The sequence below is a fragment of the Polaromonas sp. P4_F4 genome (assembly GCF_056401355.1).
In genome coordinates, this window is record NZ_JBFUJO010000002.1 from 172,346 (window position 1) to 187,049 (window position 14,704).

A 14,704-nucleotide genomic window follows, 5' to 3' on the forward strand; every position below is an offset into this window, starting at 1 on the left:
AATCTCAGGAGTTCCAAATGACCGCTTCAGCAAATCAGCTTACCCAAGCCAACCCAGTCACCCAAGTTGCCATCGTCACCGGCGCTTCGCGTGGCATTGGCGCCGCCATAGCCCAGCGTCTGGCCAAAGAAGGCTACGCCGTCGTCGTCAACTACGCCGGCAAGGCCGGCGAAGCCCAGGCCGTGGTGCAATCCATCACGTCCGCTGGCGGCAAAGCCGTCGCCGTGCAGGCCGACGTGTCGAGTTCCGCAGCCGTCAAAGCCCTGTTTGACGAAACCATCAAGGCCTTCGGCCGCGTCGACGTGCTCATCAACAACGCCGGCATCATGCCGCCCACCCTGCCGCAGCTGGCCGACACCGACGACGACACCTTTGACCGCCTCTTCGCGGTCAACGTCAAGGGCACCTTCAACACCCTGCGCGAAGCCGGCGCCCGCCTGCAGCAGGGCGGGCGCATCGTTAACTTCTCGACCAGCGTGATCGGCCTGGCCCTGCCCGGCTATGCGGTGTACGGCGCCACCAAGAGCGCGGTGGAAACCTTCACCAACATCATGGCCAAAGAGCTGCGCGGCAAGAACATCCGCGTCAACGCCATCGCACCCGGCCCCACGGCCACCGCCTTGTTCCTGGACGGCAAGACGCCGGAAACGATTGAGCGCATGTCGAAGATGGCGCCGCTGGAGCGCCTGGGTACGCCTGATGGCATTGCCAGCGCCGTTGCCTTTCTTGTCAGCGAGAACGCAGGCTGGATCAATGGGCAGACGCTCCGCGCCAACGGCGGCGTCGTTTGAAGCAAGCCGCAGCTTTTCACTGCGCTACCTGCCCGCCGACATTTCACGGAGTTCCTCAATGACATCTGCCAATACCTCTGCCGTACGTCGCGCCTCCCCCGCGCTGTTCCTCATGCTCACCATCGCCGCCGCCGTCACGGCCGCGCTGGCAGCCAGCCTCAGCGCCAGCTTCGCCTTGCCCGTCTGGGCCATGTTCATCGGCTGGGTGGCCTTCTTCACGCGAGGTCTCACCGCGCGTGACGCTGCGGTCAACGCTACCTGCGTGCTGCTGGGCCTGGGCTTTGGCATCGCCGCCGCGCTGGCCCTGAAGGCGCTTGCGCCTTCGCTGGGCGCCTTGGCGCTGCCGCTGGTGGTGTTTGCCGTCGCCGTCGTCGTGGTGTCGCTGCGCGCGCTGCCGGTGCTCAGCAACGTCGTCAGTTATTTCCTCGGCCTGATCGCTTTCTTTGCTTCGCACCTGCCGCCCACGCTGGCGTCGTTTGCCGAACTGGCCGGCGCCGTGCTGCTGGGCTCGGTCGCGGCCTGGACGGCGCACGCCGCCCAGCACCGAATTTCCCGCAGCGCCTGATTTCCCTTTCTTCAATTCCTTTTCAACAACCTTTGTTCAACCATTTTCAGAAAGACACCCATCATGAAATCCGTCATCCTCGTCACCGGCGCCTCCACCGGCATTGGCCACCTCACCTCCCGCGCCTTGGCCCGGGCCGGCCACACGGTCTATGCCAGTATGCGCGACACCGAAGGCCGCAACGCACCCAAGGTGCGGGAGCTGCGCGACTGGAGCTTTGCCAGCGGCGTTGACCTGCGCGCCGTCGAACTCGACGTGCAGTCACAGGCCTCGGCCGATGCCGCCGTGGCTCACATCCTGGCCGAGCAGGGCCGCCTCGATGTGGTGGTGCACAACGCCGGCCACCTGGTGGTCGGCCCCACCGAGGCCTTCACGCCGGAAGAAATCATCAAGGTCATGGACACCAACTTCCTCGGCAGCCAGCGCGTCAACCGCGCCGTGTTGCCGGGCATGCGCCAGCAAGAGGCTGGCCTCGTCCTGTGGGTCAGCAGCACCACGGTGCGCGGCGGCTTCCCGCCCTTCCTCGGCCCTTATGCGGCCGCCAAGGCCGCGATGGATTCGATGGCGGTCACCATGTCCTACGAGCTGGCCCGCTTCGGCATCGAAACCTCCATCGTCGTACCCGGCGCCTTCACCCGCGGCACGGCGCACTTCCCCAACGCCGGCAAACCCGCCGACGCCGCCACGGCCGGCGCCTATGCGCGGTACGACGGCGTGATGGACCAGGTGGGCGCGCGGCTGTCAGCGCTGACACCCGACAACGCCGACCCGCAAGCCGTGGCCGACGAGATCGCCCGCATCGTGGGCCTGCCGCACGGCACCCGGCCCTTCCGCTCGGTGATCGATTTCATCGACGACGGCGCCGCTGCCGTGACCGAAGTGGCGGAACGCGTGCGCGAGGAGTTTGCGCACCGCATCGGCATCGCCGACATGCTCAAGCCCACCGTATTGCGGGAAGCACAGCAGGCCTGAGCTGTCCGCTTCGGCCTCCGGGCGGCGGCATGGGCTGCCGCCCGCTAGCCTTGCCTCACAACCCAACAATGCAATAACTCAAACCCAACGGCGAGCTCACCATGAACATCCTTTCAACCCTCATCCTCGGTCGGGTCTTGATGGCCCTGGCTTTCGCCGGACCGGGTGCGGCTCACCTCATCGACTCACTGCGGCAACGCAACCATCTCCAGGCCGCCATTGGCGCCGTCGAGGTCTCGGCCGGCCTGGCCTTGATGTTCGGATGGCTGGTCCGCTGGCTGGCGCTGGCGGCAGCCCTCTTCCTGGTGGTGGACGCCTTCCTGGCCCACGCCTTCTGGAGCGCCATCCCGCAGGACCAGCGCAACCAGCTGCTGCATTTTTTCAAGAACCTGGCCTTGGCCGGTGCCTTCATCATGCTGGGCGGCGCAGCTTCTTCGGCCCAGCTCGCGAGTCTCAAATAGAAACAGGAAAACCGGCTGCTGGGCAAATGGACGTGCCGTCCTCCGCGGCCCCTGAAAAGTGCTGCTTGCGCTCGTCAGGAAGGCCCGCAGCAGGCCCGGTGGTGGTGGGTATTACTTCGACGCCTTCACCGCGCTGTAGCTGGTCATCAGGTTGCGGTAGTCGGGAATGTGGTTGGCAAACAGGGTGCCCAGGCCTTCCACGTCGTTGCGCCAGTCGCGGTGCAGCTCGCAGGCCAGGCCAAACCAGGTCATCAGCTGTGCGCCCGCTTCCGACATCCGGTTCCAGGCCGAGTGGCGGGTGATCTCATTGAAGGTGCCCGACGCATCGGTCACCACGAACACCTCAAAGCCCTCGGCCAGTGCCGACAGTGCGGGGAAGGCCACGCAGACTTCGGTCACCACGCCGGCAATGATGAGCTGCTTGCGCCCGGTCGCCTTGACGGCCTTGACGAAGTCCTCGTTGTCCCAGGCATTGATCTGGCCCGGCCGCGGAATGAAGGCCGCATCGGGCAGCGTCTGCTTCAGCTCGGGCACGAGCGGGCCGTTGGGGCCGTCCTCAAAGCTGGTGGTCAGCACGGTGGGCAGCTTGAAGTACTTGGCGATGTCGGCCACCGCCAGCACGTTGTTCTTGAACTTGTCGGGCTCGATGTCGCGCACCAGCGACAACAGGCCGGCCTGGTGATCGACCAGCAGCACGGCGGCCTGGTTTTTGTCGAGGCGACGGTATGGATTTGACATGGCTATTCTCCTGAAGTGATAAACAAGGGTTGATTGACAAAGTGACAAAGCCCGTCTGGGCGATGGGCGAGATGCCCGGGGGAAACCCGCCCGCAGGCGGGGCTGGGGCCCGGCCCTTCGCAGGGCCGGATCCGCATGCTCAGTGCGCCGTCGGGCTGATCCGCCCGAAGCGGCCGGCGTTGAAGTCGTTGATGGCGGTGGTGATTTCGGCCTGCGTGTTCATCACGAAGGGGCCATGGCCCACAATGGGCTCGTTGATCGGCTCGCCGCTCAGCACCAGCAGCGTGGCGTCGCTGTTCGCCTCCAGGCTCAGGCCATCGCCTTCGCGCTCCAGCAGCGCCATCTGCGCCTCACGCACCACCTCGCCATTGACCAGCACCGTGCCGTGCAGCACCACCACCGCGGCGGTGTGGCCTTCAGGCAGGCGCAGTGCGGCCTCTTTGCCCTGGCCCAGCCGCACATCCCAGACATTGATGGGCGTGAAGGTTTGTGCGGGCCCGGTGTTGCCGTCGTAGTTGCCGGCAATCACGCGCACGCTGCCAGCGCCCTCAGGCAGGGCCACAGACGGGATCTGCGCATCCACAATGCCCTGGTAACGCGGCGCGGCCATCTTGTCTTTGGCGGGCAGGTTCACCCACAGCTGTACCATCTCCAGCGTGCCGCCCTGCTGCGTGAACGCGGGCGAGTGAAACTCCTCATGCAGGATGCCCGAGGCCGCCGTCATCCACTGCACGTCGCCCGGGCCGATCACGCCGCCGCTGCCGGTGGAGTCCTGGTGCGCAACCTCGCCCTTGTAGACGATGGTCACCGTTTCGAAACCCCGGTGCGGGTGCGTGCCCACGCCGCGCCGCTCACCGGATGTGCCGGCAGGCTTGAACTCCGCTGGCCCGGCGTAGTCGAGCAGCAAAAACGGGCTCACATGCTGGCCCAGCGTGTCGTAGCTGAAGAGCGAGCGCACCGGAAAACCATTGCCCACCCAGTGCGGGCGGGGGCTGCTGTAAATACCCAGAACCTTCTTCATGACTGCTCCTTGAAAAGTGACCGCAGAAAAAACTGCCATGAACGAAAGATATTCCCGGAACGATGAATCCGGTAGTTGGCTAAATTTGCCATCAGCGTTCTATTTGAGGAACAATGACGGCATGCAGGACCTCAACGATCTTTATTACTTTGTGCAGGTGGTCGAGCACCAGGGCTTTGCGCCCGCAGGCCGCGCGCTCAATAGCCCGAAGTCCAAGCTGAGCCGGCGCGTCGCCCTGCTGGAAGAGCGCCTGGGCGTGCGCCTGATCCAGCGCTCGACCCGCCGCTTTGCCGTCACCGAGATCGGCCAGGAGTACTACCGGCATTGCCTGGCCATGCTGGTCGAGGCCAACGCGGCGCAGGAGGTGATCGACCGGGTCAGTTCCGAGCCGCAGGGCACCGTGCGCATGAGCTGCCCCACGGCCCTGCTCGACTACCAGCTCGGCGACGTCCTGGCGCGCTTCATGGCCGCCTGCCCCCGCGTGCAGGTGCAGCTGGAGAGCACCAACCGCCGCGTCGACGTGATTGGTGAGGGTTTTGACATCGCCATTCGCGTGCGCTTTCCGCCGCTCGAAGACACCGACCTCGTCATGCGCGTGCTGGGCGACAGCACCCAGCGCCTGGTGGCCAGCCCCGGGCTGCTCAAGGCCCGGGGCCTGGTCGCGCCGCTGCTGCCGGCCGACCTGGGCCACCTGCCCAGCCTCGACGAAGGCCCGCCGCACCGCGAGCACGCCTGGCACCTGGTGGGCCCCAACGGCGCCAGCGCGGTGGTGCACCACACGCCGCGCCTCATCAGCGACGACCGGCTGGCCTTGCGCCTGGCCGCGCTGCAAGGCGTGGGCGTGTTGCAGCTGCCGACGATGATGGTGCAGCAAGACCTGACGCAGGGGCTGCTGGTCGACCTGCTGCCCCATTGGCGGCCGCGCGCCGGCATTGTGCATGCGGTGTTTCCGTCACGCCGCGGCCTGCTGCCGGCGGTGCGCGAGTTGATCGATTTCCTGGCCCTTGAATTCGCAACGCTCGCCCTGGCTGAGCGCGCTGATGGCACGGAGCTGGCGGCAGCGCGGGTGAATGCGCCGACCCAAGCCGCGCCATGAAGGATTGCGCCCATCACCCTGGGTTAGAGTGGTCCACGTTGCTCCGCTGAGCGTATTCCACCCACACCATGCGCACCTACGCTTCGGTTTTTCTACTGGCCACCGGTTTTCTCCTGTCGGCCTGCTCCTCGCAACGCATGCAGCCCACGCCGCCGGAGCCGCCCGCTCCGCGCGTCATTGAAAATTCACTGGGCATGAAGTTTGTACTGGTGCCGGCCGGTGAATTCCTGATGGGCAGCGACGAGTCGCCCGACGCCCTGGCGCGCGACTATCCGGCTTACCAGCGCAAGCGCCTGACAGACCTTGCCGACGAAGCGCCCGTGCACCGGGTGCGCATCACGCGGCCTTTTTACTTGGGCCAGCATGAGGTCACGGTGGGCCAGTTCCGCCGATTCATCGCGGCCTCGGGCTACGTACCAGAATCCATCGCCGACGGCACCGGCGGCTATGGCTACAACCCTGCCTACGACCCGGCCACATCAGCACGCGGCGATGCCTTTGAGGGGCGCGACCCGAAGTACTCGTGGCGCAACCCCGGCTTCGCCCAGAGCGATGCGCATCCGGTGCTCAACGTGACCTGGAACGACGCCGTGGCCATGAGCCAGTGGCTGAGCAAGCGAGAAGGCCATACCTACCGCCTGCCCACCGAAGCCGAATGGGAGTACGCCTGCCGCGCCGGTTCACCCACGCGTTACTTCGGCGGCAACGATCCGCAGTCGCTGCTGCAATGGGCCAATACCTTTGATGCCGATGCCGCCAAAAACTGGCCGGCCTGGCAGGCGTATGCGCTGCAAGGCCACGACGGCCATGCCTTCACCGCCCCGGTTGGTAGTTTCAAACCCAATGCGCTGGGGCTGTACGACATGCTGGGCAACGCCTGGGAATGGACGGCCGACTGGCACGATGACGCCTATTACGCCAAGTCACCCCTGAACGACCCGCCCGGCCCCGACGCGGGAAGCGTGCGTGTGCGCCGCGGTGGCTCCTGGCACACCTGGTCGCTGTACGCCCGCTGCAGCTACCGCAACTGGAATTCCCCGCAGACCCGCTACACCCTGGTGGGCATGCGTTTGCTGCGCGAGGCAGATGACGCCGGGCAGTGAGGTGTTGGGTGCCGAACGAACAGGGGCCGGCCTGGCTCAGACCGGTAAACGCGCAACCGGTCCGAACTCCGCTGGCGCGCGGAATGTTGCGTAAGCTGGAGGGTGGCGGGCGGAGTACGGGGTATGAGTTGGCCGAAAACTGAGGCCCCGGCAAAGAGAAGTCGCCAGGTTCCCTTGAGCTCGACCTGTCCTGAGCTTGTCGAAGGCCGGACCGCAGGTCAACAATGCGCTGCCCCCATCCCTGCCTTCCCCCAAAGGCGGGAAGGAGAAAGAGCAAAGCAGGAAGAAAGAGCAAGAGGGGCACACATTCCTTTCCAGCAAGGCCCGCCCCTCCGTCGGCGCCTGCCGCAAGCCGTCCCCGTGTTACCCCTTCCCGCCTTTGGGGGAAGGCAGGGATGGGGGCAGCGCAACCGGCGCTGCTTATTGACGTGCACCAGGCGCACTTGCGCCGCTCAGGGAGTCTGCAAGGTCCCGTCGGCGAGTCGCGTTTGCGTCCAGGTGGTGACGGTGTTTTCGCACGGGTATTTAGCCGCCTCGGCTTCGTCGAGGTCGACACCCAGGCCGGGCTTGTCGTTGGCATAGACATGGCCCTTACGGAATTCCGGCAGGCCCGGGAAGACGTCGAGCAGCGCTTCACGCGGTCCCTTGAGTTCCTGGATGACAAAGTTGGGCGGCTCGGTGCCCGACCATTCCTGTATGCCGAAATTGCGCGCGGCCAGGTCGATGTGGATGTTGGCCGCATGGGCCAGCGGCGACATGTCGCCCGGCCCGTGCCAGGCGGTGCGCACGCCGAACTGCTCGGCAAAGATCTGCAGCTTGCGACCCGGCGTGATGCCGCCGATCTGGCTCAGGTGCACGCGGATGTAATCGATCAGCTGCTCGGTGATCAGGAACTTCCACTCGTACGGGTTGTTGAAGAGCTCCCCCTGCGCCAGTGGGATGTTGGTTTTGGCGCGCAGCTGGCGCAGCCAGTTGCCTTCTTCGAGCGGGATCGCATCCTCCAGAAAGAACAGCTCGAAGCGCTCCAGTTCGCAGGCAAAGCTGATCGCATCGACCGGCTTGAGCCGCTCATGCACGTCGTGGCAGAGCTCGACCTCGTAGCCGACCTTGTTGCGTATGCCCTCAAAGAGCTTGAGCGTCTCGCGCATGTATTTGCGGCTGTCGAGGTAGATGCCGTCGGGAGCGCCCCGGGGTGCGCTGCCCGGTGCGGCGCCAAAGCCCCCGCCGCCGTAGCCCCCGCTCTGGCAGCGGACGTGTGTGATGCCCTGCTCACGGTATCTCTGGATGTTGTCGCACAGCTCGGCCAGGTCGCGGCCGTCGGCGTGGCGGTAGATCGGCACGCCTGCGCGCACCTTGCCGCCGAACAGCTGGTACAGCGGCATGCCGGCCAGCTTGCCCTTGATGTCCCAGAGCGCCATGTCCACGCCCGAGATCGCGTTGTTTTCGATCGGGCCGTTGCGCCAGTAGGCATTCTGGTGCATCAGCTGCCACAGCTCCTCGATCGCCTCGGCATCGCGGCCGATGAGCAGGGGCCTGAGGTACTCCTCGACCAGGCACTTCACCGCCAGGTGCCGGTACGCAAAGGTTGCGCAGCCCAGGCCATGCAGGCCGGGCTGGTTCGTTTCTATCTTCACGACGAGGAGGTTGATGCCTTCGGGCGCGGTGAGGATGACTTTGACGTCGGTGATGAGGGTGGCCATGGGGTCAGGGTGATTGGGGGTTGTCTGCTGGGGTTGGCGGTATTGCAAAGGCAGGAGAACCCGCGCGGGTTCCGGGTTCTCCTGGTGATCGGCAGCAGGGTGGGTTTTGCACCGGGCCCTGCGGCTTATTGGCTTACTGGCTTATTTCTGGATGTTGAGCCCGGCCAGCAGCTTCTTGAAGTAAGCGGACTGGCTGTTCATGAAGACCTGGAACTGCTCGCCGTCCAGGTAGGCCGGCTGCAGGTTGGCTTTCAGGAGCGCTTCGCGGAAGGCCGGGTCTTCGCCGGTCTTGCGGCTGGCTTCGCGCAGGTACTGCACCACCTCGGGCGGCGTGTTCAGCGGCACGCCCAGGCCGCGCCAGGTACCGACGACCAGGTCCACGCCTTTTTCCTTGAAGCTCACGACCTTGTCGTACGGCGCGGGCAGCTTGCGGTCGGCCATGGAAACCAGCACGCGAACCTTGCCGGCCGCGACGAAAGAGCCGATCTCGGCGGGGCTGACCGTGATCGCATCGACGTGGCCGCCGGCCAGCGCCATCACGCTGGGCGCCGCGCCCTGGAAGGGCACATGGTTGAACTTGACGCCGGTCTTGTCTTCCACCGCTGCGGCCGCCAGGTGCCAGATCGTTCCGGTACCGGCATTGCCCATGGTGACCGTGCCGGGCTGCTTGCGCGCGGCGGCCAGCAGCTCGTCAATGGACTGGTAAGGCGACTCGGCGCGCACGGCGATCAGGCCGGGGTCGCCGTTGAGCCGCGCCAGCGGGATGAAGTCGCTCGTCGTCACCTTGGTCATGCCCAGGTGCGGGATGATCGCGAGCTCGGAAATCAGCACGCCGATCTTGTAGCCGTCGGGCGTCGCGCGTTGCACTTCGGTCATCGCCAGGCCACCGCTGACGCCGGGTTTGTTGCTCACCACGATGGGCTGGGTGACATATTTCTTGGCGGTCTCTGCAAACAGGCGCGCCATGATGTCGGTGCCGCCGCCCGCGGTCGAAGGCACGACCATTTCGATGGGCCGGGTCGGGTAGTCCGCCGCGATGGCAGCGGCCGGGAGCGTCAGGGCCGCGAGCGTGACCGCGGTGGCGGGAAGGAGCGTGCGCAGAAACTTCATGATTTGTCTCTCTGTCGGTTGGTTGGGGAAGGTAAGGGGACGGTCAAGGGGAAGGTCAGGGGAAAGAAGGAAAGGGCGGCTCAAAGCACGGCCAGCATGCCGCCATCAACGTAAATGATCTGGCCGTTGACGTACTCCGACGCCTTCGATGCCAGCCAGATCGCGGTGCCGGCCAGCTCGTCGGGCCGGCCCCAGCGACGCGCGGGCGTGCGGCCCTTGACCCAGGCGTCGAACGCCGGGTTGTCGAGCAACGCGGTGTTCATCTCGGTGGCCATGTAGCCCGGCCCGATCGCATTGGCCTGGATGCCGTGCTCGGCCCATTCGGCCGCCATGGCGCGTGTCAGCATCTTGATGCCGCCCTTGGCCGCCGTGTAGGGCGCGACGGTGGCGCGCGCGGCTTCGCTCGTGAGCGAGCCGATGTTGATGATTTTGCCGCCGCGGCCGCGCGCGATCATGCGTTTGGCTGCTTCGCGGCCGACCAGGAAGGCGCTGGTGAGGTTGGTGTTCAGCACCTTGTCCCATTCGGCCACCGACAGCTCGACCAGCGGCTTGCGCAACTGGATGCCGGCGTTGTTCACGAGAATGTCGATTTCGATGCCGGCGTCATCCAGGCGCGCAAAGGCTGCGCAGACGGCGGCTTCGTCCGTGACGTCGAAAGCGGCCTCATCGACGTGGTGGCCTTTGGCCCGCAGGGCCGCGGCGCCGAGCGCGAGGCGTTCGGTGTCCATGCCATTGAGCACCAGCCGGGCGCCGGCCTGGGCCAGTCCTTCAGCAATCGCATGGCCCAGGCCGCGCGAAGAGCCGGTGACGAGGGCCGTGCGGCCGGACAGATCAAAAAGAGGATGTGACATGGGGTGATGGGTGTTGCACCGTCTTGCGGTTTTTGCCGATGCTTTGAAGAATACTGTGATATTTCACAAAAAGACTCAGTATTTACCCGAACCATGATCTCAATGTAAAACTGGCCAAAATTGCTGAGACTCCCAGCGAAATTTCCCAAAGTGAGCGAACCGTCGCTTGCATATCAGGGTATGCTTTGAGGTATCTTTACTTCAATGTCCCGGTAATTCAAGGAGCCTCATGGCCACGTCCCCGCGCCACCGTCCCAAACTGGTTGCCGCCGCCACCGCGCCGGCCCAGGAAGCGTCGCGCCGCCGCAGCCAGGTCAACCTGTCGGACCTGGCTTATGAACGCCTTGAGGAGTTGCTGATCTGCTGCGAACTCAAGCCGGGCCGCTTTCTCGCCATGCATGAACTGCAGGCATTGGTCGGTTATGGCCGCACGCCGGTGCACCAGGCCGTGAGCCGCCTGGCCGCCGACACGCTGATGCTGGTGTCGCCGCGCCACGGTATCCAGATCGCGCCGATTGATTTGACCCGCGAGCGCGTGTTACTGCGCCTGCGCCGCGACATGGAGCGTTTTGTGATTCGCCTGGCCACCGAGCGCTCGGGCGCCTCACAGCGCAACCAGATGTTGCACATCCGGCGTCAGCTCATGGAGCATGGCGCCGATATGACGATCGCCCAGTTCAACACGATCGACCGGCGCATCGACCAGCTGTTCCTGGCGGCGGCCAACGAGCCGTTTGTCGAAAGCACCTTGCGGCCGCTGCATACCATCTTCCGCCGCATCGGCTGGATTTACCACATGCAGACGGCCAACCACACCAACCTGCAGGGCACGGTGGACGGGCATGTCGCGGTGATCGACGCGGTCGCCAACGGCCATGTCGACGCGGCCATTGCCGCGTCTGACGGCCTCATGGACTTTGTTGAGGGCATGTTTTATGTGCTGGAGCGCGAGGTTGACCCAGCACTGCTCGATTGCAGCCTCCAATCGCTCGATCTGGGTACGGCCTAGGCGCTGCCGTGACAGGGGCGATCCCCGTTTTACTCCTTCCCGCCTTTGGGGGAAGGTGGGGATGGGGGCAACGCGGCCCGCAAGAATCGCTATCTATTTCATGGCAGCTTGCGCCTGTCGCGATTGGGCTGGATGGGGCTTGATAGCGCGTTCGCGCACGCTGCGGGGAGCCCCCATCCCAGCCTTCCCCCAAAGGCGGGAAGGAGCAAGAGCAAGGGGAAAAAGCGAGGAGCGGGTGCAGAAGGTGCACCTCAAATCACATTCTTTTCCAGCAAGGCTTGCCCCTCCACTAGCCTTTGCACCGACAGCGGCGACAAGTCCAGGCTGGTGTAGGCGCCGTCGGCTATCCATTCGGCCAGGCCGCGCCCCACCGCCGGCGCCTGCTGCAGGCCGTGGCCGCTGAAGCCATTGGCCAGCAGCAGGTTGGGCAGGGCCGGGTGCGGTCCCAGCAGGGCATTCTGGTCAAAAGTGTTGTATTCGTAGTAGCCGGCCCAGGCGCGCTGCTGGCGCACGGCCTCAAAGCCTGGTACCCGGTGCGCCAGCGTCAGCCAGGCCTGGTCGAACAGCTCGTAGTCGACTTCCAGCGGCGCGTCGTTGTCGTCCTGCGGCGGCGGCAGGCCGCAAATCCAGATGTCGCCTTCAGGGCGAAACCACAGCCCGCTCGGGTCAATCACCAGCGGGCAATCGGGCGTTTTGGCCGGGCTGGCAAACGCATACACACAGCGCCTGCGCCCATACACCGGCAGGTCCAGCCCGGTGCCGGCCAACAGGGGCCGGGCCCAGGCGCCAGCCGCGTTCACCGCCCAGTCGCACGGCAGTTGCGCGCTGCCTTCCAGCGTCACCGCATGCACGCGGCCATGGCTGTGCGCAAAGCCGGTGGCTTGCGCCTTCACATACTGCACGCCCAGGCTGCGCGCTTTTTGCTTGAAGGCCATCAGCAAGCCGTAGCCGTCAAACCAGCCTTCGCCATTCAAGCCCAAAGAGGCCAGCGCCAGGTCATCCACCTGCAGCCAGGGGAAGCGCTGCTGCAGCGCAGCCGGCTCCAGCAGCGCCACCTCTACGCCGTGCGCACGCTGGGTGGCGTGGTTCTCGCGCAAGGTGGCCGCACCGGCTTCAGTGGCCAAATACAAATAGCCTTTTTCTGTCAGGCCGATGTCGGGCACGTCGCCGTCCACCGCCAGGTGCTGTTTGAGGTGGCGCAAAAACTCAATGCCGAACTGCGAGATCGCAATGTTCACCGGCGCCGAGAACTGCTGGCGTATGGAGCTGGCCGACAGCGCCGAAGAGGCTTGCGCATAGGTCGGGTCGCGTTCCACCACGGTCACATCGCCGCGAAAGCGCGGGTGCGTTGCCAAAAAATACGCGAGTGCGCTGCCTATCACGCCACCACCGGCGATGACCACTTTCTGCGTTGCCTGGCTCATCTTTTACGTGCTCCCAAGTTTCATTCCAGTTTCATTCTGGCTGGTTACATGGTGATCATGTTACCGAAGCTACGCCCGGGGCAGCGCCGCTCGCAGTATGATTTTCCCTTGCCCCGCGGTATGTTTTCCTTTCATCCTTGCCCAGCCAGGAGTCCCCCTTGAAAGTCAAGCCTTCCCTCTGCTGTGCGCTTGCCGCCTGGTTGCTGGCCGCGCCCACGGCCGGGCAGGCGCAGGAACGGGCGCGCGAGCTGCTGCCGCTGTGGGAAATCGGCGCGGTGGGCCTGGGCATGTCGCAGCAGGCCTACCCGGGCGCGTCGCAAAACGTGGGCCGCGGCCTCGCGCTGCCTTACCTGATCTACCGCGGCAAGTACTTCCGCGCCGACCGCGAGAGCGTGGGCCTGCGCGCCTTCAACACGCCGCAGTTTGAGCTCGATGTGGGTTTTGCCGCCGCTTTTGGTTCCCGCTCGGACGAAGTGGACGCGCGCCGCGGCATGCCCGACCTGGGCACCCTGGTGGAGTTCGGGCCCCGCCTCAAGTGGCACCTGGGCCAGGGGCCGGCCGATGGCCGCCTGCGGGCCGAGTTTGCGCTGCGCGGCGTGTTTGACCTGGACGACAGGCTCAGCCACAAGGGCATCTCGTTCGAGCCCCGGCTGATCTACGAATGGCGCGGCAGCGGCGGCTGGCGCTACGGCACCAGCGCCGGCGCGATGCTGGGCAACCGGCGCCTGGCCGACACGTATTACGGCGTGGCGCCCGCCTATGCCACAGCAGGCCGCCCCGCCTACACGGCCGAAAGCGGGCTGATCAACTGGCGCCTCGGGCTCACAGTGTCGCGCGACGTGACGCCCAAGCTGCGCCTCTTCGGCTTCGCCTGGTTCGATTCCGTTGCAGGCGCCGCCAACCGGGCAAGCCCGCTGGTGCAAAAAACCGCGGGCACCAGCGTTGGCGTGGGCCTGACCTACACCTTCGCACGGTCGACCACGCTGGTGCGCGACTGAGCCGGCCTTGAACCGCCCGCCGCCCGCCGCAATAATCTGGTGACCCTGGCCGTTCGCCGCCATCAATCGCCTGCATCACCCACCAAACACCACCGTCATGCCCCAACACATCGGAATCGTCGGCTGCTCCGCCGAAGGCGCAGCGCTTTGTTATAAAACCATTTGTATCGAAGGCGCGCAACTGCTCGGCCCGCACGCCCACCCTGAGGTGTCGATGCACACCCACTCGCTGGCCGACTACGTGACTTGCCTCGATGCAGGCGACATGAAAGGCGTGGGCGAGTTGATGCTGTCCTCGGCCCGCAAGCTCGCCGCGGCCGGCGCCGATTTTCTGATCTGCCCCGACAACACCATCCACCAAGCGTTTGCCGACGTTGAGCCACGCTCGCCGCTGCCCTGGCTGCACATTGCCGAAGTCGTTGCCGCAGAAGCCGCCCGGCGCGGCTTTCGCCGCATCGGCATCACCGGCACGCGCTGGCTCGTCGACAGCGAGGTCTATCCGCAAAAACTCACCGCGCGCGGGCTGTCCTATATGCGCCCGAGCGATGCGGAGCGCGACGAGATCAACCGCATCATCATGGACGAGTTGGTGTGCGGCGTCTTCAAGCCCGAGGCGGTTGCCTGCTTTCAGCGGGTGATCTGGCGCATGAAAGATGAGGGCTGCGACGCCGTCGCCCTCGGCTGCACCGAGATCCCCTTGATCATGAACGACGCCAACTCGCCGCTGCCGACGCTCGACTCCACGCGCCTGCTAGCGCGGGCGGCGTTGCGCCGGGCGGTGCAGGGCGCAGCGGCGACCAGATAAGCACGGCAGCCCGACGCCCACGCCGCGAGCCCCCATCCCAGCCTTCCCCCAGCGGGGGAA

General features: G+C 65.5%; 15 protein-coding genes. 9 read left to right on the forward strand and 6 right to left on the reverse strand.

Annotated elements, in window-relative coordinates; all coding sequences use genetic code 11:
• The first annotated feature begins 17 nt into the window (after positions 1-17).
• From AC1DUR_RS03405 to AC1DUR_RS03420, 4 genes are all read left to right on the forward strand, one after another.
• Positions 18-791 (forward strand): glucose 1-dehydrogenase, encoded by a 774-nt coding sequence (locus tag AC1DUR_RS03405; protein WP_477721213.1) that lies wholly within the window; start codon positions 18-20, stop codon positions 789-791.
• Positions 792-849: 58 nt separating this feature from the next.
• Positions 850-1,356 (forward strand): DUF1097 domain-containing protein, encoded by a 507-nt coding sequence (locus AC1DUR_RS03410; RefSeq protein WP_477716538.1) that lies wholly within the window; start codon positions 850-852, stop codon positions 1,354-1,356.
• Between the two features lie 63 nt (positions 1,357-1,419).
• Entirely contained in the window at positions 1,420-2,328 is a 909-nt protein-coding gene (locus tag AC1DUR_RS03415) for an SDR family oxidoreductase (protein WP_477721214.1), read from the forward strand.
• Between the two features lie 101 nt (positions 2,329-2,429).
• Positions 2,430-2,789 (forward strand): hypothetical protein, encoded by a 360-nt coding sequence (locus AC1DUR_RS03420; RefSeq protein ID WP_477721215.1) that lies wholly within the window; start codon positions 2,430-2,432, stop codon positions 2,787-2,789.
• A gap of 111 nt (positions 2,790-2,900) precedes the next feature.
• Here the strand turns inward: AC1DUR_RS03420 and ycaC are convergent, their stop codons facing one another.
• Positions 2,901-3,527, reverse strand: coding sequence for an isochorismate family cysteine hydrolase YcaC (gene ycaC, locus AC1DUR_RS03425; protein WP_477721216.1), 627 nt, complete (start codon positions 3,525-3,527; stop codon positions 2,901-2,903).
• A 139-nt stretch (positions 3,528-3,666) separates the two neighbouring features.
• On the reverse strand, positions 3,667-4,548 hold the full coding sequence (locus tag AC1DUR_RS03430) for a pirin family protein (RefSeq protein WP_477721217.1): 882 nt from the start codon (positions 4,546-4,548) through the stop codon (positions 3,667-3,669).
• Positions 4,549-4,669: 121 nt separating this feature from the next.
• Here AC1DUR_RS03430 and AC1DUR_RS03435 point away from each other — a divergent pair, with 121 nt between their 5' ends.
• Both AC1DUR_RS03435 and AC1DUR_RS03440 read left to right on the forward strand, forming a co-directional pair.
• Positions 4,670-5,644, forward strand: coding sequence for a LysR family transcriptional regulator (locus tag AC1DUR_RS03435; protein ID WP_477721218.1), 975 nt, complete (start codon positions 4,670-4,672; stop codon positions 5,642-5,644).
• Between the two features lie 137 nt (positions 5,645-5,781).
• On the forward strand, positions 5,782-6,747 hold the full coding sequence (locus AC1DUR_RS03440) for a formylglycine-generating enzyme family protein (RefSeq protein ID WP_477721322.1): 966 nt from the start codon (positions 5,782-5,784) through the stop codon (positions 6,745-6,747).
• 452 nt (positions 6,748-7,199) lie between these two features.
• Here the strand turns inward: AC1DUR_RS03440 and AC1DUR_RS03445 are convergent, their stop codons facing one another.
• From AC1DUR_RS03445 to AC1DUR_RS03455, 3 genes are all read right to left on the reverse strand, one after another.
• A complete protein-coding gene (locus tag AC1DUR_RS03445) occupies positions 7,200-8,447 on the reverse strand; it encodes an enolase C-terminal domain-like protein (protein WP_477721219.1) in 1,248 nt (415 codons plus the stop codon).
• A gap of 141 nt (positions 8,448-8,588) precedes the next feature.
• Entirely contained in the window at positions 8,589-9,557 is a 969-nt protein-coding gene (locus tag AC1DUR_RS03450) for a tripartite tricarboxylate transporter substrate binding protein (protein ID WP_477716531.1), read from the reverse strand.
• Positions 9,558-9,637: 80 nt separating this feature from the next.
• A complete protein-coding gene (locus tag AC1DUR_RS03455; protein WP_477721220.1) occupies positions 9,638-10,408 on the reverse strand; it encodes an SDR family oxidoreductase in 771 nt (256 codons plus the stop codon).
• Between the two features lie 229 nt (positions 10,409-10,637).
• On the opposite strand from AC1DUR_RS03455, the gene AC1DUR_RS03460 reads away from it, so the two are divergent.
• Positions 10,638-11,417 carry a GntR family transcriptional regulator gene (locus AC1DUR_RS03460; protein WP_477721221.1) on the forward strand — a complete coding sequence of 260 codons (780 nt, stop codon included), beginning with the start codon at positions 10,638-10,640 and terminating at the stop codon, positions 11,415-11,417.
• A gap of 251 nt (positions 11,418-11,668) precedes the next feature.
• Here AC1DUR_RS03460 and AC1DUR_RS03465 read toward each other — a convergent pair whose 3' ends face one another.
• Positions 11,669-12,841 carry an NAD(P)/FAD-dependent oxidoreductase gene (locus tag AC1DUR_RS03465; RefSeq protein WP_477721222.1) on the reverse strand — a complete coding sequence of 391 codons (1,173 nt, stop codon included), beginning with the start codon at positions 12,839-12,841 and terminating at the stop codon, positions 11,669-11,671.
• 158 nt (positions 12,842-12,999) lie between these two features.
• Between AC1DUR_RS03465 and AC1DUR_RS03470 the strand changes: the two genes are divergently transcribed.
• On the forward strand, positions 13,000-13,839 hold the full coding sequence (locus tag AC1DUR_RS03470) for a MipA/OmpV family protein (protein WP_477721223.1): 840 nt from the start codon (positions 13,000-13,002) through the stop codon (positions 13,837-13,839).
• 97 nt (positions 13,840-13,936) lie between these two features.
• Entirely contained in the window at positions 13,937-14,644 is a 708-nt protein-coding gene (locus AC1DUR_RS03475) for an aspartate/glutamate racemase family protein (protein ID WP_477721224.1), read from the forward strand.
• Positions 14,645-14,704 lie beyond the last annotated feature (60 nt).

Excerpts from the sequence above, each read along its gene's own strand:
- AC1DUR_RS03405 (WP_477721213.1), top strand. The coding sequence starts at position 18 with ATGACCGCTTCAGCAAATCAGCTTACCCAAGCCAACCCAGTCACCCAA.
- AC1DUR_RS03410 (WP_477716538.1), top strand. The coding sequence starts at position 850 with ATGACATCTGCCAATACCTCTGCCGTACGTCGCGCCTCCCCCGCGCTG.
- AC1DUR_RS03415 (WP_477721214.1), top strand. The coding sequence starts at position 1,420 with ATGAAATCCGTCATCCTCGTCACCGGCGCCTCCACCGGCATTGGCCAC.
- AC1DUR_RS03420 (WP_477721215.1), top strand. The coding sequence starts at position 2,430 with ATGAACATCCTTTCAACCCTCATCCTCGGTCGGGTCTTGATGGCCCTG.
- ycaC (WP_477721216.1), bottom strand. The coding sequence starts at position 3,527 with ATGTCAAATCCATACCGTCGCCTCGACAAAAACCAGGCCGCCGTGCTG.
- AC1DUR_RS03430 (WP_477721217.1), bottom strand. The coding sequence starts at position 4,548 with ATGAAGAAGGTTCTGGGTATTTACAGCAGCCCCCGCCCGCACTGGGTG.
- AC1DUR_RS03435 (WP_477721218.1), top strand. The coding sequence starts at position 4,670 with ATGCAGGACCTCAACGATCTTTATTACTTTGTGCAGGTGGTCGAGCAC.
- AC1DUR_RS03440 (WP_477721322.1), top strand. The coding sequence starts at position 5,782 with ATGCAGCCCACGCCGCCGGAGCCGCCCGCTCCGCGCGTCATTGAAAAT.
- AC1DUR_RS03445 (WP_477721219.1), bottom strand. The coding sequence starts at position 8,447 with ATGGCCACCCTCATCACCGACGTCAAAGTCATCCTCACCGCGCCCGAA.
- AC1DUR_RS03450 (WP_477716531.1), bottom strand. The coding sequence starts at position 9,557 with ATGAAGTTTCTGCGCACGCTCCTTCCCGCCACCGCGGTCACGCTCGCG.
- AC1DUR_RS03455 (WP_477721220.1), bottom strand. The coding sequence starts at position 10,408 with ATGTCACATCCTCTTTTTGATCTGTCCGGCCGCACGGCCCTCGTCACC.
- AC1DUR_RS03460 (WP_477721221.1), top strand. The coding sequence starts at position 10,638 with ATGGCCACGTCCCCGCGCCACCGTCCCAAACTGGTTGCCGCCGCCACC.
- AC1DUR_RS03465 (WP_477721222.1), bottom strand. The coding sequence starts at position 12,841 with ATGAGCCAGGCAACGCAGAAAGTGGTCATCGCCGGTGGTGGCGTGATA.
- AC1DUR_RS03475 (WP_477721224.1), top strand. The coding sequence starts at position 13,937 with ATGCCCCAACACATCGGAATCGTCGGCTGCTCCGCCGAAGGCGCAGCG.